The organism is Metapseudomonas resinovorans (genome assembly GCF_002003485.1).
In the GTDB taxonomy this organism is placed as follows: Bacteria; Pseudomonadota; Gammaproteobacteria; order Pseudomonadales; family Pseudomonadaceae; genus Metapseudomonas; species Metapseudomonas resinovorans_D.
In genome coordinates, this window is the sequence record NZ_BDMA01000088.1 from 1 (window position 1) to 23,755 (window position 23,755).

At 64.2% G+C, this 23,755-nt stretch carries 23 protein-coding genes and 1 pseudogene; 14 read left to right on the forward strand and 10 right to left on the reverse strand.

The annotated features are described in order from the left end of the window. Positions 1 to 148: 148 nt before the first annotated feature. Together MnOB_RS24400 and MnOB_RS24405 are read right to left on the reverse strand one after the other, a co-directional pair. Positions 149 to 933, reverse strand: a pseudogene (locus tag MnOB_RS24400) (SDR family oxidoreductase). Between the two features lie 191 nt (positions 934 to 1,124). Continuing rightward, entirely contained in the window at positions 1,125 to 1,376 is a 252-nt protein-coding gene (locus tag MnOB_RS24405; protein WP_077527058.1) for a hypothetical protein, read from the reverse strand. 220 nt (positions 1,377 to 1,596) lie between these two features. Between MnOB_RS24405 and MnOB_RS24410 the strand changes: the two genes are divergently transcribed. The 5 genes from MnOB_RS24410 (at position 1,597) to MnOB_RS24430 (ending at position 7,254) form a co-directional block, all read left to right on the forward strand. After that, entirely contained in the window at positions 1,597 to 2,844 is a 1,248-nt protein-coding gene (locus tag MnOB_RS24410) for an MFS transporter (protein WP_077527060.1), read from the forward strand. 139 nt (positions 2,845 to 2,983) lie between these two features. Next, positions 2,984 to 3,967: a helix-turn-helix transcriptional regulator gene (locus MnOB_RS24415; protein ID WP_077527061.1), complete on the forward strand. Its 984-nt coding sequence runs from the start codon at positions 2,984 to 2,986 to the stop codon at positions 3,965 to 3,967. Positions 3,968 to 4,072: 105 nt separating this feature from the next. Beyond that, positions 4,073 to 4,945, forward strand: a complete 873-nt coding sequence (locus MnOB_RS24420) for a transporter (protein ID WP_077527062.1) — start codon at positions 4,073 to 4,075, stop codon at positions 4,943 to 4,945. Positions 4,946 to 4,961: 16 nt separating this feature from the next. Continuing rightward, entirely contained in the window at positions 4,962 to 6,119 is a 1,158-nt protein-coding gene (locus tag MnOB_RS24425) for an MFS transporter (RefSeq protein WP_077527063.1), read from the forward strand. A 16-nt stretch (positions 6,120 to 6,135) separates the two neighbouring features. Further along, complete coding sequence (locus MnOB_RS24430) at positions 6,136 to 7,254, forward strand: class II histone deacetylase (RefSeq protein WP_077527064.1); 1,119 nt, start codon at positions 6,136 to 6,138, stop codon at positions 7,252 to 7,254. 348 nt (positions 7,255 to 7,602) lie between these two features. Here MnOB_RS24430 and hpaA read toward each other — a convergent pair whose 3' ends face one another. Beyond that, complete coding sequence (gene hpaA, locus MnOB_RS24435) at positions 7,603 to 8,520, reverse strand: 4-hydroxyphenylacetate catabolism regulatory protein HpaA (RefSeq protein WP_077527065.1); 918 nt, start codon at positions 8,518 to 8,520, stop codon at positions 7,603 to 7,605. Positions 8,521 to 8,688: 168 nt separating this feature from the next. Between hpaA and MnOB_RS24440 the strand changes: the two genes are divergently transcribed. The 8 genes from MnOB_RS24440 (at position 8,689) to hpaI (ending at position 16,080) form a co-directional block, all read left to right on the forward strand. Beyond that, positions 8,689 to 9,348 carry a fumarylacetoacetate hydrolase family protein gene (locus tag MnOB_RS24440; protein WP_077527066.1) on the forward strand — a complete coding sequence of 220 codons (660 nt, stop codon included), beginning with the start codon at positions 8,689 to 8,691 and terminating at the stop codon, positions 9,346 to 9,348. Positions 9,349 to 9,358: 10 nt separating this feature from the next. After that, entirely contained in the window at positions 9,359 to 10,132 is a 774-nt protein-coding gene (locus tag MnOB_RS24445; protein WP_077527067.1) for a fumarylacetoacetate hydrolase family protein, read from the forward strand. A 5-nt stretch (positions 10,133 to 10,137) separates the two neighbouring features. Further along, entirely contained in the window at positions 10,138 to 11,598 is a 1,461-nt protein-coding gene (gene hpaE, locus MnOB_RS24450) for a 5-carboxymethyl-2-hydroxymuconate semialdehyde dehydrogenase (protein ID WP_077527184.1), read from the forward strand. 91 nt (positions 11,599 to 11,689) lie between these two features. Continuing rightward, on the forward strand, positions 11,690 to 12,613 hold the full coding sequence (hpaD, locus tag MnOB_RS24455) for a 3,4-dihydroxyphenylacetate 2,3-dioxygenase (RefSeq protein ID WP_077527068.1): 924 nt from the start codon (positions 11,690 to 11,692) through the stop codon (positions 12,611 to 12,613). 11 nt (positions 12,614 to 12,624) lie between these two features. Beyond that, positions 12,625 to 13,017 carry a 5-carboxymethyl-2-hydroxymuconate Delta-isomerase gene (locus MnOB_RS24460; RefSeq protein ID WP_077527069.1) on the forward strand — a complete coding sequence of 131 codons (393 nt, stop codon included), beginning with the start codon at positions 12,625 to 12,627 and terminating at the stop codon, positions 13,015 to 13,017. A gap of 47 nt (positions 13,018 to 13,064) precedes the next feature. Beyond that, complete coding sequence (locus tag MnOB_RS24465) at positions 13,065 to 14,375, forward strand: MFS transporter (RefSeq protein ID WP_077527070.1); 1,311 nt, start codon at positions 13,065 to 13,067, stop codon at positions 14,373 to 14,375. 11 nt (positions 14,376 to 14,386) lie between these two features. Continuing rightward, positions 14,387 to 15,190 (forward strand): 2-oxo-hept-4-ene-1,7-dioate hydratase, encoded by an 804-nt coding sequence (gene hpaH, locus MnOB_RS24470; RefSeq protein WP_077527071.1) that lies wholly within the window; start codon positions 14,387 to 14,389, stop codon positions 15,188 to 15,190. Positions 15,191 to 15,276: 86 nt separating this feature from the next. Further along, positions 15,277 to 16,080, forward strand: a complete 804-nt coding sequence (hpaI, locus tag MnOB_RS24475) for a 4-hydroxy-2-oxoheptanedioate aldolase (protein WP_077527073.1) — start codon at positions 15,277 to 15,279, stop codon at positions 16,078 to 16,080. 259 nt (positions 16,081 to 16,339) lie between these two features. Here the strand turns inward: hpaI and MnOB_RS24480 are convergent, their stop codons facing one another. The 5 genes from MnOB_RS24480 to MnOB_RS24500 form a co-directional block, all read right to left on the reverse strand. Next, entirely contained in the window at positions 16,340 to 17,278 is a 939-nt protein-coding gene (locus MnOB_RS24480) for a p-hydroxyphenylacetate 3-hydroxylase reductase component (RefSeq protein ID WP_077527075.1), read from the reverse strand. 86 nt (positions 17,279 to 17,364) lie between these two features. Then, positions 17,365 to 18,534, reverse strand: coding sequence for a p-hydroxyphenylacetate 3-hydroxylase oxygenase component (locus tag MnOB_RS24485; protein WP_077527077.1), 1,170 nt, complete (start codon positions 18,532 to 18,534; stop codon positions 17,365 to 17,367). A 233-nt stretch (positions 18,535 to 18,767) separates the two neighbouring features. Then, positions 18,768 to 19,190 (reverse strand): homoprotocatechuate degradation operon regulator HpaR, encoded by a 423-nt coding sequence (gene hpaR, locus MnOB_RS24490; RefSeq protein WP_077527079.1) that lies wholly within the window; start codon positions 19,188 to 19,190, stop codon positions 18,768 to 18,770. A gap of 117 nt (positions 19,191 to 19,307) precedes the next feature. Next, entirely contained in the window at positions 19,308 to 20,414 is a 1,107-nt protein-coding gene (locus MnOB_RS24495) for a polyamine ABC transporter substrate-binding protein (RefSeq protein WP_077527081.1), read from the reverse strand. 72 nt (positions 20,415 to 20,486) lie between these two features. Beyond that, the gene (locus tag MnOB_RS24500) at positions 20,487 to 21,302 is read right to left on the reverse strand and encodes a carbon-nitrogen hydrolase family protein (RefSeq protein WP_077527083.1); all 816 of its coding nucleotides are present in this window, start codon (positions 21,300 to 21,302) and stop codon (positions 20,487 to 20,489) included. 132 nt (positions 21,303 to 21,434) lie between these two features. Between MnOB_RS24500 and MnOB_RS24505 the strand changes: the two genes are divergently transcribed. Next, entirely contained in the window at positions 21,435 to 22,223 is a 789-nt protein-coding gene (locus MnOB_RS24505; RefSeq protein ID WP_077527084.1) for a helix-turn-helix transcriptional regulator, read from the forward strand. A gap of 176 nt (positions 22,224 to 22,399) precedes the next feature. Here the strand turns inward: MnOB_RS24505 and MnOB_RS24510 are convergent, their stop codons facing one another. Continuing rightward, a complete protein-coding gene (locus tag MnOB_RS24510) occupies positions 22,400 to 22,663 on the reverse strand; it encodes a DUF2790 domain-containing protein (RefSeq protein WP_077527086.1) in 264 nt (87 codons plus the stop codon). Positions 22,664 to 22,842: 179 nt separating this feature from the next. Next, entirely contained in the window at positions 22,843 to 23,754 is a 912-nt protein-coding gene (locus tag MnOB_RS24515; protein ID WP_077527088.1) for an efflux RND transporter periplasmic adaptor subunit, read from the reverse strand. Between the last annotated feature and the right edge of the window lies 1 nt (position 23,755).

Here is a 23,755-nt window from a genome sequence, read left to right on the forward strand (position 1 = left end):
AAGCTGGCCAGGATTGCCTTTGCCCTGATGACCAGCCAACAGCCGTATCGGCCCCAGGTCGGCATGGCTGATTGACATGGAATCTCCCACAAAGAGTGTGCGGACGCTTCCATCTAAACCGGGCCGCACAGCGGCCCCGGCTTTCGCATCAGGCAATCCCCACCGTTACCTCCGGCAGCGTCGCTCCGCCGTCGACCACAATGGTCTGTCCCGTGATGTACGCCGCCCCATCCGAGGCCAGAAAGCGCATAGCCGCGGCGATATCGCCCGGCTCACCCAGGCGTCCCAGTGGCACGGCTGCGGCAATGCGGGCGTTGAGGGATGCATCGCCGAGATTGTCCATGGCGGGCGTTCGATCATTCCGGGTTCCACGCCGTTCACCCGTACCTTCAATGGCGCCAGCTCCAGGGCCGCTGCGCGGATGAATCCATTCACCCCCGCCTTCGCGGCGGCGTAGTGGGTCAACCCCGGATAGGCCACACGCGGCCCCGTGACCGATGAGGTCACCAGCACGCATCCACTCCCTTGGCGAGTGAATAGCGGCAGTGCGCCTTGGGTCAGCCAGAACAGCGCTGAGAGGTTCACGTCCAGGGTGCGCTGAAGGACCCGCGGGGAGATTTCCGAGAACGGCGTGAGGGGAAAGTAACCCGCGTTGTGCACCAGCACGTCGAGGCGACCATGGGTTGATTCGATCTGCTGCAAGAGGGTTGCGATCGCCTCCGGCTGGGTCAAATCCACTGCGGCGGCACTGACCTGCCATCCTTCTGCGCGCAACGCGGCCGCCAGGTTGGCGGCCTGCTCGCCACGCAGGTCGGCGATCATCACCTGCGCCCCAGCTTCCGCAAACTGCCGGACGATGGCCTGACCGATGCCTTGGGCACCGCCCGTGACCAGCACCACACGACCGTCGAACTCACTGGGAATCGGTGACATGACAAGGGTTCCTCGACTGAAAAACCCAGCTTGCCCTGAGCCTTGCCTGGCGGCTTGACCGAGGCTGCCAGCGGCCTTGTCGAGATGTGCCTGGCGGGCTGGCGCCGAGAGTAGCCAGGCACCATCGATTTCGCCCGCGCAGTAAAAAGCCCGGCATTGGCCGGGCTTTCAGGGATTGTCGCGCGTGGTGATCAGCTTACGCGTTGGGCTTGCGGCAGGCGGTCGGAACCACCTTCGGCGATGCGGTTGGCGCCAGTGCGGTCGGAGCCACCTTCGGCGATACGGTTGGCACCGGTGCGGTCGGAACCGCCTTCGGCAACGCGATCCAGCACCATGTAGCCTTCAGCAATAACCGGCTCGACGGTCTGGGAGGAGGACGGCAGAGCGAAAACAGAGCTGCTCAGGGTAGCGATGAACAGTGCGGCGATGGCTTGAGTTTTCATGATCTGGGCTCCTCGAAGGGGGGCTGGAAACTGGGTACGGAGCCAATCTTACGGATGGGTAGGTGATTAAAAAGTGATCACGCCCGATAGGGAACATCGATGCCATTGATAGCTGGATAAATTCTTTCTGATCAATGGGTTGTCGACCAGGAACTGCCCAGCCAGCGATTACGTTAATATATTAACCTTCATCCACCGCCGACTTACGTATCTGCTCCAGATGCCCGATTCCCATTCCTGGCCCGTCGCCGTCCGCGCCCTGCGCCATCGCAACTTCCGCCTGTACTTTGCCGGTCAGGCGATTTCCACCCTGGGCAGCTGGCTGCAGCAGGTGGCACTTGCGTGGTTGATCTACCGCCTGACCGGCTCCGCCGCGCTGCTGGGCATCACGACCTTCGCGGCGCTGGTGCCGCAACTGCTGGTGGGGCCGCTGGCAGGCGCCTGGATTGACCGGCACGACAAGCGCCGCCTGCTGATCGGCGTCCAGGGCCTGCTCGGTCTCCAGGCCAGCGGCCTTGCCCTCTTGACCGTGACCGGCAACATCGGCCCCGTGCTGATCGTCGCCATGGCCGCGTTACTGGGGGTACTCAATGCCTTCGACACACCGCTGCGGCAATCCCTGCTGAGCCAGTTCGTCAGCGGCAAGCAGGACCTGCCGAACGCGCTGGCACTGAACGCGATGCTCTTCAACAGCTCGCGCTTCATCGGCCCGCCCCTGGCCGGACTGCTGCTGGGGGTCACCAGCGAAGCCGCCTGCTTCGCCCTCAACGCCCTCTCCTACGTTGGCCTGACCGTCGGACTCTGGATTATCCGCATGGCACCGACGCCGCGTGCAACCGGGTCCACCGGAGACGTCTTCCGCGAAGGGCTGGCGTATGTTGCTGGACGGCCAACCATTCGCCTGATGATGCTCAGCGTGCTGGTCGTCAACCTCACCGCATCGAGCTACGCCGTGCTGCTGCCGGTATTCGCCAAGGACATCTTCGCCGGCGATGCGCGTACCCTCGGCTGGCTCTGGGGCGCGGCCGGGCTCGGTTCGTTGCTCGGTACGCTGTTCCTCGCCAATCGCCATGCGCTTGAGGGGCTGGCAAACACCATCATGGTTTGCGCCATGGCCGGTGGGGCCGGCCTGCTGGCCTTCGCGCTCAGCGAACATCTGGTGATCTCGCTGCTGGCCATGGCACTGCTCGGCTTCGCCATCACCAACTGCAACGTCGGCACCAACATCCTCCTGCAGAGCCTCGCCCCGGAGCACCTGCGTGGCCGCGTGGTATCGCTCTATACCTCGACGCGCTTCGGTTTCGACGCCATTGGCGGCTTGTTGGTAGGCGTGCTGGCCGAGCATGTCGGCGCGCCCTGGGCCATGGCCGTCGCCGGTGTACTACTGCTCAGCTACTGCGCCTGGCTGTTGCCGCGCCAGCGTCGGCTGGGCCGGGAGATCGCCGCAAGCAGCGAGAGCGCCCGCTGATCCTATCCTGCATCTGTAGGATGGCGGCTCCCTCATGCGAACCCGATACTCGCTCCAGGCCCTGCCCCGTCGCAAAGACGAAAGGCCATGACTCGAACCTGTGACAGAACAAAAACAACGTCGCACCCGGGGATACCGCATGAGCAGGAATGACCAGGCTGATCGAACGATCACCACCGCATTGCTGGAGGCATTCAGCGACACCGTGCTGGAACTCCAGCGCCTGGCCAGGGACAGGTCCATCGAGCGCTTCCACGCCCTCGCACTGACGCAGCTCCAGCAGCTGCTGCCCTTCGACAAGGCCTGGTGGGGCCGTGCCGCGATGATCGACGGCCTGCCGGAAGAACACAGCTCGCATCTGTTCAACCTGCCGCCGCACTACCTGGAAGACTGGCAGTCGATCCGTCACGAGGACGTGACCGTCGGCCTGGTCAGCGCCGCACCCGACAAGTCGGTGATCGTCGACAGCGCCAACAGCACACCAGGACTGCAGTGGCTGGGGGAGCGCCACGGCTTCCGCGAGTTCCTCTGCGTCATCCATTCCGATCCGCAGACCGGCCTGGTAGACCACCTGACCCTCTACCGCTCGCCGACGTCCGCCCCCTTCAACGACCAGGATCAACTGCTGATGGACCAGTTGATGCGGCACCTCGCCGCCGCCGTCTCGGCCAACCAGATCCGCACCCTGGTGGCCAAGCGGGAAAGCCTGTCCAACCCGCGCAATTTGGCGCTGGCCGTATGCGATGCCCGCGGCACCCTGCATTGTGCCGAGCGAGGCTTCGTCGACCTGCTGCTCACCGAGTGGCCCGACTGGACCGGTCCGCAATTGCCCGAGAGCGTCAACCCCGATGGCTATCAGGGTGAGCGCCTGTTGCTGGAAGTCTCCGCGGTGGGCGACCTGCATCTCCTCGCCGCGCGCAGCCACAGCCCGCTGCAACAGCTCAGCGCGCGCGAGAACGACGTGGCCCTGCGCTTCGGCGAAGGCAAGACCTACAAGGAAATCGCCCGCGACCTGGGCCTGGCGCCCAATACCGTGCGCCACCACATACGCACCATCTATTCCAAGCTCGGCGTGAAGGACAAGGCGAGCATCGCCCACCTCCTCCACTCGCCACCCGACTGATTCCCGCTTTCCCAGCCGCCTGAACTCCGGCTGCCCCACATGGGCGGCAGGGCGGCGCCTTGCCCGAAGAAACCCACCGCACCCAGAAAAAGAGATGCAACGCCCATGACCCGCACCCGCTCCTTCCGTCACGCCCTCCTCGGCAGCGTGCTGTTACCCCTCGCCGCGCAGGCCGCCGACATGAACGCCCGCGACTTCTTCTCCGCCCCCTCGGGCACCCAGCTCGGCGTGCTCTACCTGCCCACCAATCGCGCCAACGACTTCCACGGTCCGGCAGACCGCACCGGCAAGGCGGACCTGGAGGTCAACGCCCTGGCCTACCGCCATGTGCTCTTCACCGACGCCTGCGGCACCCTCTGCACGCCGCAGTTCATCGTGCCCTACGTCGACATCGACGCCCGCCTTCCCGGCGCCACCGGCCACACCAGCGAGCGCGGCATTGGCGACCCGCAGATGGGCGGCACGTTGTTCATCATCAACGACCCGGCCACCCGCACTTACAGCGGCCTGCTGACCCTGGTCACCGTTCCGGTGGGCGAGTACCACGGCAACAACCCGGATGTTTCCCCCGGCGCCAACCGCTGGGGCCTGACCTTCAATTACAACTACACCCAGGGCGTCGGCGAGAAGTGGGTGCTGGAGGCCAACCTCGAAGCCCAGATCTACGGCAAGAACGACGATTACTACGGCATGGACCTGGAGCAGGACCCGCTCTATCGCCTGCAAGCCTTCGCCTCCTATGACTTCACCCCGGCTACCTACGGCGCCCTGCGCCTGGTGCATGCCGACGGCGGTGAACTCAGCCTGAACGACCGCACCCTCGACGACACCCACCAGCGATACACCCAGCTGGGGATCGAACTCGGCCACTGGCTGGACCAGCAGAACCAACTGATGGTCGCCCTCTCCCACAACGTCGACACCGACAACGGCTACCACGGCGCCCAGGCCCTGCTTCGCCTGGCCCACGTGTTCTGATCCAGGAGACACCGCCATGACCTTCCAATCCAGGCAGCCGCTGGCGCTGCAGGCCGCCATCGTCGTGTTCGCCGCCATCACCTCGGTGGTACTGCTCACCGCCCCCGCCATTGCCACCCGCCTCGCCGTCGAGCTGGGCCTGAACCCGGAGCAGATCGGCAACCTGTTCTCCATCGAACTGGGCGCCATGAGCCTTGCCACCCTGCCCTCCTTCTGGTGGCTGAAGCGGGTCGACTGCCGTCGCGCGGCGCTGATCGCCGCCCTGCTGTTCATCGCCGGCAATCTCGCCTCTGCAGCGACGGCGAGCTACCTGCCGCTGGCCGCGCTGCGCTTCGTCACTGCCCTGGCCGGCGGCTCGCTGATGGTGCTCTGTCTGTCCTGCGCGGCCACACTGCCCAATCCGAGCCGCGCCTATGGCTTCTGGGTGTTGGGCCAGCTGGTACTCGGCGCCATCGGTCTGAGCCTGCTGCCACGCCTGTTCGAGGCCTACGGCCTGGGCGTTGTTTACCTGCTGCTGGCCACCCTGACACTGCTCAGCCTGCCCCTTGTACGCGCCTTCCCTGCGGCCCATCGGGCGACCGAACGCCCCGCGCGCAGCGGCTCGGCATCACACTGGAAAGTCGCAGCGGCGATCCTCGGTCTGCTGGGTTTCTACGTCGCCCTCAGCGCGGTCTGGACCTTCATCGGGGCCATCGGCGCCCAGGCCGGCCTGAACGCCCAGGCGAGCGGCGACATCCTCGCCATCGCCACCCTCATGGGCATCGCCGGCGCCGGCTGCGCGACCCTGATCGGCGAGCGCCTGCCGCGCACACCGCTGCTGTGCAGCGGCTTCGGCCTGATGGTGGCCGCCACCCTGCTGCTGCTCGACCAACCCCAACTGGCACGCTTCGCCGTGGCCGTCCTGCTGTTCAAGTTCACCTGGACCTACGTGCTGCCCTTCATCCTCGCCAGCCTGGTGGAACTTGATGAATCCGGCCGCCTGATGAGCCTGAGCAACCTGGTGATCGGCTCCGGTCTGGCCCTGGGCCCAGCCATGGCGGGCCACCTGCTCGGCGACAGCGGCGACTTCCGATCCCTGCTTCTGGCCGCCGGCACCCTGACCACCCTGTCCCTGCTCGCCACCCTCGGCAGCCGCCTGCGCCCCGCTTCCCTCACCACCGCCCAATCCCTGTAAGCCAAGGAGACCCACCATGAGCCGCCGTACTGCCTTCTTCTTCGACGAACTGTCCCTCTGGCACAGCGCCAGCCAGCATGCCCTGATCCTTCCGGTAGGAGGCTGGGTGCAGCCACCCTCGGCTGCCGGCCACGCCGAATCCCCGGAAACCAAGCGCCGCCTGAAGAACCTGATGGATGTCTCCGGCCTCACCACCCGGCTCGATCTGCGCAGCGCCCCGGCCGCCAGCGAGGAGGACCTGCTGCGGGTGCATCCGCAGCACTACCTGAAGCGCTTCAAGGCCCTGAGCGACGCCGGCGGTGGCAATCTCGGCGAGCACGCGCCCATCGGCCCGGGCAGCTACGAGATCGCCAAGCTCTCCGCTGGCCTCGCCATGGCGGCGGTGGATGCCGTGCTCAAAGGCGAAGCCGACAACGCCTATTCCCTGTCGCGCCCGCCGGGTCACCACTGCCTGCCGGACCAGGCCATGGGCTTCTGCTTCCTGGCCAACATTCCGGTGGCCATCGAAGCGGCCAAGGCCCGTCACGGGCTGGGCAAGGTGGCGGTAATCGACTGGGACGTGCACCACGGCAATGGCACACAAGCGGTCTACTACAACCGGCCTGACGTACTGACCATCTCCCTGCACCAGGACGGCTGCTTCCCGCCGGGCTACAGCGGCACGGACGATCGTGGCGAAGGTGCGGGGCTTGGCACCAACATCAACATCCCGCTGCTTGCCGGAAGTGGCCATGAAGCCTACCTCGAAGCCATGGAACGGATCGTGATTCCGGCGCTGGAACGCTTCGAGCCGGAGCTGATCGTGGTCGCCTGCGGCTACGACGCCAACGCCGTGGACCCGCTGGCGCGCATGCTGCTGCACAGCGACAGCTTCCGCGCCATGGCCCGCCTGGTCCGCGAAGCCGCCGAGCGCCTGTGCCAGGGCCGTCTGGTGCTGGTCCACGAAGGCGGTTATGCCGAAGCCTACGTGCCGTTCTGCGGCCTGGCGGTTATGGAGGAACTGTCCGGCATCCGCACTGAGGTACAGGACCCGCTGTGTGAATTCATCGGCCTGCAACAGCCCGGCACAGCGCAACGCTGCCTGCAGAGCGAGTTGATCGGTGGGATGGCGGAGGCATTCGGCCTCGCGCCGTAGGGCGCGAAGGCAGCCCCTTCGCCTGTGGGGGCGATTTCAATCGCGAAGCGGGACGCAGTTCCGCCCAACCCCACGCCACCGGTCAAATCAAATGCTCGCCTGGGGCCGCTTCGCGGCCCTTTTTCGAATGAATTCGAACCTACATGGCTGCAGAGACCTGGGCCGTTCCCGTAGGGGCGAACAAGGTCGAATTCTTTAGCTCGGCCTGGATCGTAGGGTGCGCTATGCGCACCGATTCCGGGATCAGCTTCGGTACCAGGTCAAACCGCTCGTGCGCACGGCGCACCCTACCCGTTCGGCTTCAACCTGCTGGCTTGGGCAAATGAATTCGAATTCAGCTAAGCCCCCTCAGCGCCACGCATCTTCCTTGTCTTCGGCCTTGCGCTGGCGGTATTCGCCGGGAGTCATGCCCGCGTTGCGGGCGAAGAAGCGACTGAAGTAGGCCGGATCCCGGAAGCCCAGCAGGTAGCAGATCTCGTTGGCCGAGCTGCCGGTGAACAGCAGCAGGCGCTTGGCTTCCTGCATCACCCGGTCGTGGATCAGGCGCTTGGACGGCAGGTCGGCGATACGCCGGCAGATGTCATTCAGGCGCGCCTCCGTGACCCCCATTTGCTCCGCGTACTGCCTAAGGGACCAGTGCTCGCGGTAGTGCGCCTCGATCAATCCATTGAAACGGTGGAACACCTGCAAGTCTTCATGCCGCGCCGGCTGCGCCTTGAGCGAACGGGCCGAGAGGCGCAGCAAGCTGATGAAGATCAACCGAGTCAGCGCTGACAGACTGGCCTCGCGCCCCGGCCGGCTGGCGGTGAACTCGCTGCGCAGCTGGTCGAACAGCAGGTCGAGACGCTGCACCTCCTCGCGGTACTCCTGCCCCAGCTCCGAAAAGGCCACGCATACGGGCGCGATCTGCGCGCAATCGGCCAGCCCCTGTTCAGCCTCGAGCAAAGGCCAGACCAACTGCTGACGAACCGTGAGTACGTGGCCGTCGGCGTCCTGCTCGGTAACGAATGCATGAGGGATGGTCGGTGGCGTGAGGAAAAACAGCGGCCCTTCCTGACGGTATTGCTGCTCGTCGAGATAGACCCGCACCGCACCACTTTTCACGTAGTGCACCTGGAAGAAGCGGTCGTGACGGTGCACCGGCATGTTGCGGCCGAAGAAATCCGCGAGCTTGCCCAGGGCCTCGTAGTGCACTTCGGCATCGGCATACCGCTGGTCGTAGACCTGGCCGATGTTGATGTTGGGAATGGGCTGGCGCTCTGCCATGGCGACCTTTCTCCGCTGCCTTCGCACACCTTCGATGACGAAAGGCGAAGACGCAAGGCTTGACGATCATTAACATGTTAAATATAACGTTAACACATTAACGAAATCCTCGTTACGGGTGGTGCTCCTGTCACGGCAACACCCGCTTTTTATCCACAGGAGACGACCATGCGCCCCGCACTCGACCACGTCGCCACCGGCACCCTGTTCGGCGTTGCGCTGAACTACCGGGGCCTGCTGGAAAGCCGTCTGGAGGAATTCCAGCAGCTGCCCTACCAGAAGCCGCCGGTCAAACCGGTGCTGTTCATCAAGACCCCGAACACCCGCAATGGCCACGGCCAGCCGGTGATCTACCCGCAGGGCGTGGAACGCCTGCAACCGGGGCCGGCCCTGGGCGTGGTGATCGGCAAGAGCGCCAGCCGCGTAAGCGCCGCAAACGCCATGGCCCATGTGGCCGGCTACGTGATCGTCAACGAGTTCAGCCTGCCGGAAGAGAGCTATTACCGCCCGGCGGTGAAGGCCAAGTGTCGCGATGGCTTCTGCCCCATCGGCCCGGAATTTGTCCCGGCCGCCGATGTGCAGGACCCTCACGCCCTGACCCTGAAGCTCTTCATCAACGGCGAGCTGCGCCAGGAGAACAGCACCGCCAACCTGGTGCGCGGCATCCCCCAGCTGATCGAGGAGATCAGCGAATTCATGACCCTGCACGAGGGCGACGTGCTGATCACCGGCACCCCGGAAGGCCGCGTCGACGTGCAACCGGGCGATGTCGTGGAAGTGGAAATCACTGGCCTCGGCCGCCTCGCCAACACCGTGGTTGCGGAATAAGGAGCCCGAGATGAAACACGCACGCATCCGTTACCAGGGCGAAGTCCACGCCGTGACCGTGGTAGAAGGCAACGCCGTCCGCCTCGCCGATGGCCGACTGCTGGCCGAGGACCAGGTCCAGTGGCTGCCGCCGGCCACCGGCAGCATGTTCGCCCTGGGGCTGAACTACGCCGACCACGCTGCCGAGCTGGCCTTCAACGCCCCAACCGAGCCGCTGGCCTTCATCAAGTCGCCGGGCACCTACACCGGCCACAACCAGGCCACCTGGCGCCCGGACAACGTCGCCTACATGCACTACGAGTGCGAACTGGTGGCGGTGATTGGCAAGGCCGCGCGCAACGTCAAGCGCGAGGACGCCCTCGCCTACCTCGCCGGCTACACCGTCTGCAACGACTACGCCATCCGCGATTACCTGGAGAACTACTACCGGCCCAACCTGCGGGTGAAGAACCGCGACGCCACCACCCCGGTCGGCCCGTGGATTGTCGACGCGGCTGACGTACCCGATCCCTCGAAGCTCAAGCTGCGCACCTGGATCAACGGCGAGCTGAAACAGGAAGGCACCACTGCGGACATGATCTTCGACATCCCCTACCTGATCGAATACTTCTCCAGCTTCATGACGCTGCAACCGGGCGACATGATCGCCACCGGCACGCCCGAGGGCCTGGCCGACGTGGTGCCGGGCGATGAAGTGGTGGTGGAAGTGGAAGGCGTAGGCCGCTTGGTCAACCGAATCGTCAGCGAAGAGGCCTTCTTCGCTCGCAAGCAACAAGAGGCATGAGCAAGATGATCAAGCACTGGATCAACGGCCAGGAAGTCGAAAGCAAAGAGACTTTCGTCAACTACAACCCGGCCACCATGGACGCCATCGGTGAAGTCGCCAGCGGTGGCGCCGCAGAAATCGCCGCCGCCGTGGCCGCCGCCAAGGAAGCCTTCCCCAAGTGGGCCAATACCCCGGCCAAGGAACGCGCGAAGCTGATGCGCAAGCTGGGTGAACTGATCGACGAGAACGTGCCGCACCTGGCCGAGCTGGAAACCCTGGACACCGGTCTGCCGATCCACCAGACGAAGAACGTGCTGATCCCCCGCGCCTCGCACAACTTCGAGTTCTTCGCCGAGGTCTGCACCCGCATGGACGGCCACAGCTATCCGGTGGACGACCAGATGCTCAACTACACCTTGTACCAGCCGGTGGGCGTGTGCGGGCTGGTGTCGCCGTGGAACGTGCCGTTCATGACCGCCACCTGGAAGACCGCACCCTGCCTGGCCCTGGGCAACACCGCGGTGCTGAAGATGAGCGAGCTGTCGCCGCTGACCGCCAACGAACTGGGCCGTCTGGCCCTGGAAGCCGGCATCCCCAAAGGCGTGCTGAACGTGGTGCAGGGGTACGGCGCCACCGCTGGCGACGCCCTGGTCCGTCACCCGGACGTGCGCGCCATTTCCTTCACCGGCGGCACCGCCACAGGTCGCAAGATCATGCAGACTGCCGGTCTGAAGAAATACTCCATGGAGTTGGGCGGCAAGTCGCCGGTGCTGATCTTCGACGACGCCGACCTCGACCGCGCCCTGGACGCCGCGCTGTTCACCATCTTCTCGCTGAACGGCGAGCGCTGCACCGCGGGCAGCCGGATCTTCATCCAGGAGAGCGTCTACGACCAATTCGTCGCCGAATTCGCCGCGCGAGCCAAGCGCCTGATCGTGGGTGATCCGCAGGACCCGAAAACCCAGGTGGGCTCGATGATTACCCAGGCCCACTACGACAAGGTCACCGGCTACATCCGCATCGGCATCGAGGAAGGCGCCACCCTGCTGGCGGGCGGTCTGGAACGCCCAGCCAACCTCCCTGCGCACCTGACCAAAGGGCAGTTCATCCAGCCCACGGTGTTCGCCAATGTGGATAACCGCATGCGCATCGCCCAGGAAGAAATCTTCGGCCCGGTGGTCTGCCTGATGAAGTTCAAGGACGAAGCCGAAGCCCTGCGCCTGGCCAACGACACCGAGTACGGCCTGGCCTCCTACATCTGGACCCAGGACATCGGCAAGGCCCACCGCCTGGCCCGTGGCATCGAAGCCGGCATGGTGTTCATCAACAGCCAGAACGTGCGCGACCTGCGCCAGCCGTTCGGCGGCGTGAAGGGCTCGGGCACCGGCCGCGAGGGCGGCCAGTACAGCTTCGAAGTCTTCGCCGAGATCAAGAACGTGTGCATTTCCATGGGTAGCCACCACATCCCGCGCTGGGGCCTGTGAGATAACTGCTAATCCATAAAGAGGGGAGTTCGACTCCCCTCCCCGTGCCGGCGTGCAACCGACCGAACAATAAAGATCAGGAGTCAATGTCATGGGCACTGTCGCTCTCGCCGCCAAGATCACCCACGTCCCATCCATGTACCTGTCCGAACTGCCGGGCCCGCGCCAGGGCTTCCGTCAGGCCGCCATCGATGGGCACATCGAGATCAGCCGCCGCTGCCGCGAGCTGAACGTCGACACCATCGTCGTGTTCGACACCCATTGGCTGGTCAACGCCAACTACCACATCAACTGCGCGTCGAACTTCGAAGGCCTTTACACCAGCAACGAGCTGCCGCACTTCATCGCCAACATGGAATACGGCTTCCCGGGTAACCCCGAGCTGGGCCGCCTGCTGGCCGAGGAGTGCAACCGTTTCGGCGTGGAGACCATGGCCCACGACGCCACCACCCTGGCACCGGAGTACGGCACCCTGGTGCCCATGCGTTACATGAACACCGACCGCCACTTCAAGGTGGTCTCGGTTTCCGCGCTGTGCACCTCCCATTACCTGAACGACAGCGCCCGTCTCGGCTGGGCCATGCGCAAGGCCGTGGAAGAACACTACGACGGCACTGTCGCCTTCCTCGCCAGCGGTTCGCTGTCCCACCGTTTCGCCCAGAACGGCCAGGCACCCGAGTTCGCCACGAAAGTGTGGAGCCCCTTCCTGGAAACCCTCGATCACCGCGTGGTGCAGATGTGGGAAGACGGCGAGTGGGAAGACTTCTGCGCCATGCTCCCGGAGTACGCGGTGAAGGGCCACGGCGAAGGCTTCATGCACGACACCGCCATGCTGCTGGGCGCGCTGGGCTGGTCGAAGTACGACGGCAAGGCCGAAGTCGTCACCCCCTACTTCGGCTCCTCCGGCACCGGCCAGATCAACGCCGTGTTCCCGGTCACCCCGCAGGACGGTTCCGCCATTCCCGCCGCCCAGGCGTCGAACCCGGCCGGCGTCGCCTCCACCAGCCGTCTCTGAGGGGCAGCGCCATGCCGCACTTCATCGTCGAATACACCCACAACATCGAGGCCGAGGCTGACCTGCCGGGCCTCTTCGAGAAGGTCCACGCCTGTCTGGGCGCCTCGGGGGTCTTTCCCCTCGGGGGCATCCGCAGCCGTGCCATGCGCCTGGATACCTGGCGCATGGCGGACGGCAAGCACGACTACGCGTTCGTCCACATGACCCTGAAAGTCGGTGCCGGCCGTGATCTGGAGACTCGTCGCCAGGTGGCCGACGAGCTGTTCGAGACGATCTCCCAGCACTTCGCCGGACTCCAGGAGCGCCGCCTGCTGGCCCTCTCCTTCGAGATGACCGAGCTGGATGCCGAGCTCAATTACAAGCTCAACAACGTGCATGCATTCCTGAGGGGCCAGGGCGGCTAAAGCCGCCCCACCTTCCGCCCGCTCTCATTCAGAAAAAGTACAAGACCATGAGCACAATCGATTCCGTTTGCCCTGCTGGCGCCGAACACGCCACCCGCGACGCGACCCATCGCGCCGTCACCTGGCGGCTGATGCCGCTGCTGCTGGTGTGCTACCTGTTCGCCCACCTCGACCGTATCAATATCGGCTTCGCCAAGATGCAGCTGAGCGCTGACCTGCAGTTCAGCGACACCGTCTACGGCCTCGGCGCCGGTCTGTTCTTCATTGCCTACGCCCTGTTTGGCGTGCCCAGCAACCTGGCCCTGGAACGGGTCGGCCCACGCCGCTGGATCGCGTTCCTGATGGTGGTCTGGGGCTTCCTGTCCAGCGGCATGTTCCTGATCCAGGACGCCACCGGCTTCTACGTGCTGCGCTTCCTTCTTGGGGTCGCCGAGGCCGGCTTCTTCCCCGGCATTCTGGTGTACCTCAACCGCTGGTACCCGGCGCGTCGGCGCGCCCAGATCACCGCCCTGTTCGCCATCGCCGTGCCCATGGCCGGGGTTATAGGCGGGCCACTGTCTGGCGCCATACTCGAAGGTTTCCACGACCACCTTGGCCTGCGCGGTTGGCAGTGGATGTTCCTGCTGGAAGGTTCCCCCGTGATCCTCCTTGGCCTGGTGGTGTGGTTCAACCTGCCGGAACGCTTTGATGCGGTTGCATGGTTGAGCGACGAGCAGAAGCGCTGCTTGCGGGAGGACCTGGCGATCGAGGAGCAGCGCAAGCCGATCACCTCCTTCGCCGGGATCTTGCGCGATCGCTGGGTGTGGCTCCTGGTGGCGATCTACTTCGCGGTAATGCTGGCGGTGAATACCCTGGCCTTCTGGATGCCCACCCTGATCCACGGCACCGGCATCGCCCGGGACAGCCAGGTTGGACTGCTCAGCGCCATCCCCTATGTGGCTGGTGTTTGCTTCATGCTGGCCTGCGGCCGTTCCTCGGACCGTCACCGCGAACGTCGCTGGCACCTGTGCGTTCCGCTGTTGATGTGCGCCGCCGGCATTGCCATCAGCGGGATGTTACCCGGCAGCACCGTCCCCGTCCTGGCTGGACTGATCATCGCCGGCATGGGCGCCAGCGCTGCCCTGCCGATGTTCTGGCAGTTGCCGCCGGCCTTCCTCTCCATCCGCACCCAGGCGGCCGGAATCGGTTTGATCAGTTCCTTCGGCAGCGTTGCCGCTTTTCTCGCGCCCTACCTGATCGGCTGGATGCGTGACACCACTCAGAGCGCCAGCCTCGCGCTGTTCGTCTTGGCCGTATTCATCGCCCTCGGCGCCGCACTGGTGCTTCGCACTCCCGCCGAACTCGTCAATCCCCGTTAGAGAGCCCCGTCATGCTCGACCCTACTCTGATCCAACAGGCCGCTGCCCGTCTCGACGCCGCCGAGCGTTCCCGCGAACAGGTGCGTCAGTTCTCCCTCGATTACCCGTCCATCAGCATCGACGACGCTTATGCCATCCAGCGCGCCTGGGTGGCGCAGAAGATCCGTGACGGTCGCAAGCTGGTCGGCCATAAGATCGGCCTCACCTCCCGCGCCATGCAGGTGTCGTCCAATATCACCGAGCCGGATTACGGTGCGCTGCTGGACGACATGCTGTTCGAGGAAGGCAGCGACATCCCGTTCGAGCGCTTCATCGTCCCGCGCGTGGAAGTGGAACTGGCCTTCATCCTCGGCAAGCCCCTGCGCGGCCCGAACTGCACGGTGTTCGACGTGCTCGATGCCACCGAGTGGGTGATTCCCGCGCTGGAGATCATCGACGCCCGCATCCAGCAGGTGGACCCCGATACGAAAGTGACCCGCAAGGTGTTCGACACCATTTCCGATAACGCCGCCAACGCTGGCGTGGTGATGGGCGGTCGCGCCGTGCGGCCGACAGACATCGACCTGCGCCGCGTGCCGGCCATCCTCTACCGCAATGGCGTGATCGAGGAATCCGGTGTGTCTGCTGCCGTACTCAACCATCCGGCCAAGGGTGTGGCGTGGCTGGCCAACAAGCTGGCGCCTTATGACGTCACCCTAGAAGCCGGCCAGATCATTCTCGGCGGCTCCTTCACTCGCCCTGTGGCGGCAAACCCCGGCGATACCTTCCACGTCGACTACGACCAGTTGGGCTCCATCGCCTGCCGCTTCGTCTGACGCGCCCCTGTAGGAGCGAGCTTGCTCGCGAAGCGCTTCGCCAGCAGAGCTGGCTCCTACATTCAATGCCCGCCAAGGAATCCGCCATGGACCTGCCGATCAACCACTTCAAACAGCGCCTCCACTCCGGACAGCCGCAGATCGGCCTCTGGCTCGGCCTTGCCGATGCCTATTGCGCGGAGCTGGCAGCCAACGCCGGCTTCGACTGGTTGCTGCTCGACGGCGAGCACGCGCCCAACGATCTGCGCACCCTGCTGGCCCAATTGCAGGCCATTGCGCCCTACCCGTCCCAGCCGATCATCCGCCCGCCTATCGGTGACGCGGTGCTGATCAAGCAACTGCTGGACATCGGCGCCCAGACCCTGCTCGTGCCCATGGTGGAGTCGGCCGAACAGGCCGCCGAGCTGGTGCGTGCCATGCGCTATCCGCCCTTCGGCATCCGCGGCGTCGGCAGCGCCCTGGCCCGTGCCTCGCGCTGGAACAGCATCCCCGGCTACCTCGACCAGGCTGACGAGCAGATGTGCCTGTTGGTGCAGATCGAGAACCTCGAAGGCCTTGCCAACCTGGACGTGATCGCTGCCGTGGAGGGCGTTGACGGCGTGTTCATCGGACCTGCCGATCTCTCCGCCGCCATGGGCCATCGCGGCAATCCCGGCCACCCGGAAGTCCAGGCCGCCATCGAAGATGCCATCGTCCGCATCCGCAACGCCGGCAAGGCCGCCGGCATCCTCTCCGCCGACCAGGCCCTGGCGCGCCGCTACATCGAACTGGGTGCTGCCTTCGTCGCGGTGGGGGTGGATACCACGGTACTGATGCGTGGACTGCAGAGCCTGGCAAATACGTTCAAGGGCACGGCCGCTCCGGTGAGTGGGGGTGGTGGGGTGTATTGATTGCCCCATGTAATGGAAGAAGCCGGCTCCTTGAGCCGGCTTTTTTGTGTCCGCCGCTCAAACACCTGCCGCCTGGCAAATCCCTGTAGGGGCGAATTCATTCGCCAAGCAGGACGCAGTCCTGCCGTAGGTTGGCGCTGAGGAACGAAGCCCAACGTCCCAGACTCGCCTCTGAATCGTTGGGCTTCGCAAAGCTCAGCCACAACCTACAAAAAATGGCGCCCACATGGGGCGCCATTTTCATTGCAATGCAAGCCATTCAGCCCAACGCAATCACCGCCTTGAGCATGCTCTTGAAAGTTTCCACCTGCTCCTCGCCGAACTGAGCGAACACCTTCTCCTGTTGTTCTCGAGCAATGCGCCAGAGCGCATCAGCCTGCTCCACGCCAGCAGGTGTCAGCACGTAGCGATCCTCCGCGTCGGCAACCATGCCCTTGCGTTTGAGGATGGCCACGGCCTCCTCGATTTCGCGCATGGGCATCGCCACCTCACGCTGCAGATCGCAAAGACTGAGGCCTGCATCGTTCTCCAGCACCATCAGCATGCGCGCCTCGCTGGTGCGCAGGCCGGTGGACAGCTGCTTGGGCTGATAGTCGGTCTGGTAGCCACGTACCGCCTGGGTCATCAGGTAGTAGAGGTTGTTCGACAGGCGCCCTTGAAAGGCACTCGAAGCCGGCTGGCCCTCGGCCTTCTGCGTCATGCGAGTGTGTGGCAGGACCATGGAGTAGGCGCCCTGGTGGTACAGCAGCGGCGAGCGACCGAAGTCGTCGAAGGCCAGCACTTTGCCGATCAGGATGACATGGTCGCCGCCATCCACTTGCTGATGCATCTCGCACTGGAAGCGCGCCGCACAGTCGGAAAACAGAGGGGCGCCGCCAATACCACTCTCGAAGGACACACCTTCGAACTTGTCGTCACGCGGGCGAGCGAACTGGTTGGACAGATCGATCTGGTCGGCGGCGAGGATGTTCACCGCAAAGTGGCCTGCCTGCTGGAACACCTCCAGGCTGCTGGAGCGTTTGTCGATGCTCCAGAGGATCAGCGGCGGCTCCAGGGACACCGAGTTGAAGCTGTTCGCAGTAACGCCCGCACGGGTGCCATCGGGCGCGGTGGCGGTGACGATGGTCACTCCTGTGGCGAAATTGCCCAGGGCACGGCGGAAGGCACGGGAATCGAAGAGGTTCTCTTGGGAGGACATGAGGCAGCTCCTGGCGGCCGCCGTAAAGGGTGGCCGCGCAATTGTTCTTATGAGTGGCACGCAGGTGGGAATGGTGGAGCGTCGGCTCACACCATGGAGGGGTCCGGCTCCAGCCCCATCAGCTCGCGGCCGAGGATCTGCGCGCAGACGTCGTAGTCGGTGTAGGCATGGGCGCCGGTCATGTGGGAGTCGCGGAACAGGCGCTGCATCTCGTTGTTCTCGAACCAGCTGGTGCCACCGGCGGCCTCGAACAGGCGGTCCACAGACTGAATGCACATCTTCACGGCGTAGGCCTGGTTGGTGCGCCAGAACGCCAGAGTCTCGCGGCTCGGATACTGGTGGCGCTCGCCGTGTTCGGCGTGTTCCTGCCAGGTCTTTTCCAGGAAAGCGCGGGCGGCGGCTACCTGGTGGGTGGACTCGGCCAGGCGCATCAGCGCAGGGGTGGCAGTGCCCACATTCACGCCGGTGTAGGCGCGCACGCGGTTCTTCGTCTTTTCCTTATAGGCGTCCAGCATGCGCTCGGCGATACCGAGGCTGATGGCCGCGAAGCCGCTGGCGAAGTAGGGGCGATAAGGGGTGTAGAAGATCTTGCTCTCCGGGTACAGGCCGAAGCCGTCGGAGCGCCCCTCCATCATGTCCTTGGCGGCCTGGATGCGATGGTTCGGGACGAAGGCGTCCTTGATGACCAGCGTCTTGGTGCCGCTGCCCTTCATGCCGGCGGCGTACCAGTCATCACGGATCTCGTAGTCGCTGCGGGGCAGCACCGCGAAGCAGTAGACCGATTCGCCGTCGGCGTTCTTGCGCCGGCATCCGACGATGGCCCATTCGGCATGGTCGCTACCACTGCTCCAGCCCATCTCGCCGCTGAACAGAACCCCACCCTCGACTTCCTCGACCTTGCCGAACGGTGCGATAGAGCTGCTGGCGGTGGCATTGGAGTCCTCGCCCCAGATCTCCTCCTGCAGGCGTGCAGAGAACATCGCCAGCTGATGGCTGTGGGTGCACAACAGACTGAAGGCCCAGGCGGTGCTGGCGCAGGCGCCGGCCAGGGCAACCACGCAATCGGCGAACTCCGGCAGGGAGATTTCCATGCCGCCGTACTTCTTCGGTTGCAGCGCGCGGTGCAGGCCGATGCCCTTGAGCATGGCGATGTTCTCGTCCGGGACCTTGCGCAATTGCTCGGCGTTGGCGGCGTTGGCGGCAATGGCAGGCAGGATCGCCTTGAGATCATCGAGAAGTGGATTTGGCTTTTTCATGTCGAGGCCCTGCTTATTGTTAGTACTTGGAAAAGGCCAGGCAGATGGCTCATCTCGATGCACAAAGGCACGGGAAGCCGGAGCCTGAAACGGGTAACCCAAGTGGGTGCAGGGCGATTATGGGACGGGGGGCAAACCTCAAAAATGGACGTTACGGTCTCTCGATTGCACTTTTCATGGCGCGCCGGAAACGTTGCGCTTCCGGCATCGGACGAGGCTCGCGGCGTGCCCTATCAGGGCTTTATCTGCTTCAGCTCGTTGAGCAATTCGAAGAGCTGCTTGAGCTTGTCTTCGCCGAACTGCTCCTGGATTTTCTGATAGTTGGCTTCCATTCCCGAGCGCATCGAGGCGAAGCACTCCTGGCCCTTTTCGGTCAGATTCACCAGCACGCGGCGCTGGTCCTGCGGAGCCTTGCGCCGCACCACCATGCCATCGCGTTCCAGGCGTGCCAGCACACCGGTCATGCTCGGCTTGAGGATGCAGGCAAGGTCAGCCAGTTGGTAGCTCTCCAGTTCACCGTGCTGGCGCAGAAGACGGATCACCCGCCACTGCTGTTCGGTCAGGTCGTGCTGGTTGAGCAGGGGACGGAAGAAACTCATGGTCGCTTCGCGCGCCTGCAACAGGGTGAGGGTCAGTGAGGGGCGGGTTTCGGGCATGTTGGCTCGGGTCCGGAGTTTATCGTGAAGATTTTAACGAAAATAGCCGTACCACCGCAGCTCCAGCAAGACGAAGGGAGCGAACATTTTGCTGTGCGCCCCCCCACAGCTTGCGCATCAGGACCCTGACTTGACCTTGCTCCAGACGCGGGTCCGGACACGTTCCAGCTTCTGCGCCAGCGGCTCGAGCGTGAACAACTTGTCCATCACCTCCCGTGGCGGATAGACCATCGGGTTGTCGTGCAGCGCCTGGGTGACCAGGCTGTCCGCCGCCTTGTTGGCGTTGGGATAGCCGAGGTAGTTGGAGGTATCGGCGATCACGTCCGGCCGCATCATGTAGTTGATGAAGGCGAGGCCTTCCTGCGGGTGCTGGGCATCCTTGAGCAGGACCAGGTTCTCGAACCAGACCGGCGCGCCCTCTCGCGGGATGCTGTATTCGAGGCGTACCTGGGAGCCGGCGTGCTTCGCCGATTGCTGAGCCTCATAGACGCCGCCGGCCCAACCCACCACAACGCAGATATCGCCATTGGCCAGGTCGGTGATGAACTTCGAGGAGTTGAAGTAGGCGATATGCGGCTTGAGCCTGACCAGCAGTGCTTCCGCCTTCACGTAGTCCTCCTTGCGCGTGCTGTGGGGCGGCAGGCCGAGGTAGTTCAGGGCGATCGGAATGATCTCACCGGGTGCGTCGATCATGGCAACGCCGCACTGGCTGAGCTTCTCGAGGTTCTCCTGCTTGAGCACCAGGTCCCAGGAGTCGACCGGCGCATCGTCACCGAGAATGGCCTTCACCTTGTCCGCGTTGTAGCCGATGCCGGTGGTGCCCCAGAGGTAGGGCACGGCGTAGCGATTCTCCGCGTCGTTGACCTGCAGCTTGGCGAGGATTTCCGGATCGAGATGGGACCAGTTCGGCAATTTTTCGCGATCCAGTGGCTGCAACACACCGGCCTTGATCAGGTTGGGCAACGTGCTGTTGGTCGCGACGACCACGTCGTAGCCGCTGCCGCCGGTCATCAGCTTGCCTTCCATCATCTCGCTGCTGTCGAACACGTCGTAGACGGCCTTGATGCCGGTCTCGCGGCTGAAGTTCTTCACCACATCCGGACCGATATAGTCGTACCAGTTGTAGACATGGACGCGTTGCTCAGGCGTCGCGGCCTGAGCCAGGCCGAGACCCATGGCAAGGATCGAGGCCAGCGCGAACGTCAGGGTGCGGGTTGGTGTCATCAGGGTGCTCCAGGTGGACCGGGTGCGGTTGCAGGCCGCCTCCGTTGGGGAAATGGGCAGGGGCGGTTCGACTCAGGGAATCAGCAGTTCGCGGCGTCCATCGGCATGCTCGATGCGTTCGCCGGGGAGGATCAGGCGGCGGTCGGCGAGGTACTGGTACTCGGAGCGGGCTTCCTGCAGCAGCCGAAAATCCAGCTCGACCACCTGCCGGCACGGCTCGCGGCCGGCCTCGAAAATCAGGCGGCCGAAGGGATCGACCGCGGCGCTTCCACCCGCGAATACCAAGTCGTCATCGCCCTCTCCCACCCGGTTCACCATCAGCGCGAAGGCCTGGTTTTCCTGGGCGCGGGCCATGATCGCGGTGCGGTGCACAGGACCGTAGGGGTCCATGTTGCCGTTGGTGACCAGGATCAGCTCAGCGCCCAGCTGTGCCAGTGCCCGTGCGGTCTCGGGCAGTTCGATGTCGTAGCAGATCAGGATGCCGATGCGCACGCCCTTCCACAGGGCCGTTGCGTAGCGGTCACCGGGCGTGACGAGCCCGCGCTCGGACGGCCAGAGATGGGTCTTGCGGTAATGCAGTGCCACGCCGTCGGGCGTCACCAGTGCCGAGGTGTTGTAGACGGTGCCATCGGCCCGTTCGAGCAGTCCCACCAGCACGGCGACATCCTTCTCGCGGGCGGCACGCTGCACAGCCTGGAGGCTAGGACCATCCAGGGGTTCGGCTACAGCCGCGACAGTATCGGCACTCGGAAACCCCATCAGTTGGGTTTCCGGAAACACCACCAGCTCGGTTTCTGGTGCGCACGCGGCAATGGCCTCCAGGGTGCGTTCGAGGTTGTAGGCGGTGTCGCCGTCACGACCGGCGAGTTGGACGAGTTCTACCTTCATGGATGCTCCTTCTTGTCAGCGGGCGGGCAGGCGTCACAATGCTCGCCACTCGCCCTGGCATGACCGGAGTATGGGGCTCGCCCTGGCCAGGAGTAATTACGCAAGTGTGGTAACCCATCGGGGGTAGCGAACATGAGTCTGACCTTGCAGGACATCGCCTGGCACCAGTCCGTCGGCCGGCTGATCGAACAGCTCGACCGTCCCGGATTCTGGCTGGCCCTGGTGCGCCTGCTGGAGCAATACCTGCCCTTCGACAGCTGGGTGGTGCTGCTCTTCAGCGACGGCCGACCTCAGGTATTCGCCGAGTGCCCGGGTACCGATGGTGGACCCGATTCGCTGTTCCAGGACTACCTGCGCGGGCTCTACCAGCTCGACCCGTTCTACATCGCCAGCCGCGAAAACAACGCCGCCGGCCTGTTCCGCCTGGGCGAGGTCGCGCCGGAATGCTTCGAGCAGACGGATTACTACCAGCGCTATTTCCGCCTCAATGTGGTCGCCGATGAAGTGCAGCTGAACGTGCCGCTGGAGGGCGGGCGGACGCTCTGTCTTTCGCTGGGTTCACGCCAACGCTTCAGCCCGGAGCAGATCGCCTTGCTCGGCCTGATCCAGCCCTGGGTCGCCGGGCTGATGCGCCAGCGCCTGACCTTCGAACAGGAGCTGATGGCCAGCCCACCGCCCCCCGCCCCGGCCTGGCAGGCGCAACTGGAAGCCGCCGGGCAGAAGGTGGAAAGCGCCCTCACCGCCCGCGAACTGGAAGTGGGCCGTTTGATGCTGAGCGGCTGCTCGAGCAAGGAGATCGCGCGCAAGCTGGATATCTCCGCCGAAACGGTGAAGGTCCACCGCAAGCACATCTACAGCAAGCTGGGGATCAAGTCGCAGTCGGAGTTGTTCCGGCTGTTCCTGAAGGCTCAGGAGGGGTAAAGCCTTCATTCGTAGGATGGGTAGAGGAACGAAACCCATCGCGATTGAATTGATGGGTATCGCAAGCTCCACCCATCCTACGAATTCAACATTTCCGCAAAAATGCCATGCACCAGAAACGACAATGCCCGACATCAAATAGCCGGGCATTCCATCGAAACAACTGAAACTTCAAATCAACCGTTACCGCATCCCTGACCGAAAACTACATATTCCAGGCGATGAACTTTGCCTTGGTGATCTTCGTAGGTCATATAAGCCGGAACTACGCCGCAGACATCGGGAATTTCACTTTTAGAAAGAACCTTGGCGATATCAAGTTCCATTCCATAGTGATACTGCTCGATAACGGGTTCCCCGGCGACCGCAGATTCAACCGGCTCTGCGGCCAGGGCGAAGGCAGACGTGCCGGCGAGCGCCAGCAAGGCAAGAGTTTTCATTGGATTGTTTCCCGAGTGCTTGGAGTTTGAAACTTCGACCAGCTCTCCACGAACTGGTCGAAGGTACAGCACAACACCTTGCGGTGATGTTTACGGCAGCAAGTGCCTCATCGTGGGAGGCGGGATAATTTTAAGGGTCGGGAAACCTCACAAACAGCGCCGGATACAACAAGGACTTTTTACTGCGCGAACAACAATCCATCCAGCCAACCGGAAGTTTCCGGCCTGGCGCCCTTCTCCCCGATCACCACCGTGCAGGTCATGCCGGCCGCCAGCAGCACGCCTTCCGGGACCTCGTCGAGATGGATGCGCACCGGCACCCGCTGGGCCAGGCGTACCCAGTTGAAGGTGGGGTTCACGTCGGCGATCAGTTCACGGCTTTCCGGGTTGTCGCGGTCGTAGATGCCCCGGGCGATGCTGTCCACACGCCCGGTGAGGCGCTCGCCGCTCATCAACCTGAGTTCGGCAAGGTCGCCGACCTTGATGTGTGGCAGGCGGGTCTCTTCGAAGTAGCCGTTCACGTAGTAGGACTGGTCATCCACCAGGGCCATGCTGGCCTCGCCGCGCTCGGCGTAGTCGCCCTTATAGACGTTGAGGTTGGTGATATGGCCAGCCACCGGCGCGCGGACTTCGGTTCGCGCCAGATTGAGTTTCGCCGCCTCCAGGGCAGAGACGGCCTCGTGGTATTCGGCCAGGGCGGCGGCGGCCAGGTGGCCGGCGTCTTCACGGCTCTCGCGGGAGACCACCAGGTCGTCCATGTCGGCGCGGCGGTCGGCGTTGACCTTGCGCATCGCCAAGGCCGCCTTGCGGGCCGCTACCAGCGCTTCGGCCTGCTCCACCGCTACCTCGTAATGGGACGGGTCGATACGCAACAGCAGGTCGCCCGCCGCCACCTTCTGGTTGTCGCGTACCGCTACTTCCACCACCAGGCCGGCCACGTCCGGGGCGATGTTGATCACGTCGGCACGCACGCGGCCGTCGCGGGTCCAGGGCGAGTCCATGTAGTGCTGCCAGAGGGTGCGCACCAGCACGACCGCCAGCGCGAGGATGAGCAGGGTCGCGCCGACACTGATGATTCGTTTCAGGGACATG

What these genes read in the sequence shown, in the direction of transcription:
- MnOB_RS24495 (WP_077527081.1), bottom strand. Translation starts at nt 20,414, where the DNA reads ATGACACCAACCCGCACCCTGACGTTCGCGCTGGCCTCGATCCTTGCC.
- MnOB_RS24465 (WP_077527070.1), top strand. Translation starts at nt 13,065, where the DNA reads ATGAGCACAATCGATTCCGTTTGCCCTGCTGGCGCCGAACACGCCACC.
- MnOB_RS24500 (WP_077527083.1), bottom strand. Translation starts at nt 21,302, where the DNA reads ATGAAGGTAGAACTCGTCCAACTCGCCGGTCGTGACGGCGACACCGCC.
- MnOB_RS24480 (WP_077527075.1), bottom strand. Translation starts at nt 17,278, where the DNA reads ATGTCCTCCCAAGAGAACCTCTTCGATTCCCGTGCCTTCCGCCGTGCC.
- MnOB_RS24515 (WP_077527088.1), bottom strand. Translation starts at nt 23,754, where the DNA reads ATGTCCCTGAAACGAATCATCAGTGTCGGCGCGACCCTGCTCATCCTC.
- MnOB_RS24425 (WP_077527063.1), top strand. Translation starts at nt 4,962, where the DNA reads ATGACCTTCCAATCCAGGCAGCCGCTGGCGCTGCAGGCCGCCATCGTC.
- hpaE (WP_077527184.1), top strand. Translation starts at nt 10,138, where the DNA reads ATGATCAAGCACTGGATCAACGGCCAGGAAGTCGAAAGCAAAGAGACT.
- MnOB_RS24405 (WP_077527058.1), bottom strand. Translation starts at nt 1,376, where the DNA reads ATGAAAACTCAAGCCATCGCCGCACTGTTCATCGCTACCCTGAGCAGC.
- hpaI (WP_077527073.1), top strand. Translation starts at nt 15,277, where the DNA reads ATGGACCTGCCGATCAACCACTTCAAACAGCGCCTCCACTCCGGACAG.
- MnOB_RS24415 (WP_077527061.1), top strand. Translation starts at nt 2,984, where the DNA reads ATGAGCAGGAATGACCAGGCTGATCGAACGATCACCACCGCATTGCTG.
- MnOB_RS24485 (WP_077527077.1), bottom strand. Translation starts at nt 18,534, where the DNA reads ATGAAAAAGCCAAATCCACTTCTCGATGATCTCAAGGCGATCCTGCCT.
- hpaD (WP_077527068.1), top strand. Translation starts at nt 11,690, where the DNA reads ATGGGCACTGTCGCTCTCGCCGCCAAGATCACCCACGTCCCATCCATG.
- MnOB_RS24505 (WP_077527084.1), top strand. Translation starts at nt 21,435, where the DNA reads ATGAGTCTGACCTTGCAGGACATCGCCTGGCACCAGTCCGTCGGCCGG.
- hpaR (WP_077527079.1), bottom strand. Translation starts at nt 19,190, where the DNA reads ATGCCCGAAACCCGCCCCTCACTGACCCTCACCCTGTTGCAGGCGCGC.
- MnOB_RS24445 (WP_077527067.1), top strand. Translation starts at nt 9,359, where the DNA reads ATGAAACACGCACGCATCCGTTACCAGGGCGAAGTCCACGCCGTGACC.
- hpaA (WP_077527065.1), bottom strand. Translation starts at nt 8,520, where the DNA reads ATGGCAGAGCGCCAGCCCATTCCCAACATCAACATCGGCCAGGTCTAC.
- MnOB_RS24440 (WP_077527066.1), top strand. Translation starts at nt 8,689, where the DNA reads ATGCGCCCCGCACTCGACCACGTCGCCACCGGCACCCTGTTCGGCGTT.
- MnOB_RS24510 (WP_077527086.1), bottom strand. Translation starts at nt 22,663, where the DNA reads ATGAAAACTCTTGCCTTGCTGGCGCTCGCCGGCACGTCTGCCTTCGCC.
- hpaH (WP_077527071.1), top strand. Translation starts at nt 14,387, where the DNA reads ATGCTCGACCCTACTCTGATCCAACAGGCCGCTGCCCGTCTCGACGCC.
- MnOB_RS24410 (WP_077527060.1), top strand. Translation starts at nt 1,597, where the DNA reads ATGCCCGATTCCCATTCCTGGCCCGTCGCCGTCCGCGCCCTGCGCCAT.
- MnOB_RS24460 (WP_077527069.1), top strand. Translation starts at nt 12,625, where the DNA reads ATGCCGCACTTCATCGTCGAATACACCCACAACATCGAGGCCGAGGCT.
- MnOB_RS24420 (WP_077527062.1), top strand. Translation starts at nt 4,073, where the DNA reads ATGACCCGCACCCGCTCCTTCCGTCACGCCCTCCTCGGCAGCGTGCTG.
- MnOB_RS24430 (WP_077527064.1), top strand. Translation starts at nt 6,136, where the DNA reads ATGAGCCGCCGTACTGCCTTCTTCTTCGACGAACTGTCCCTCTGGCAC.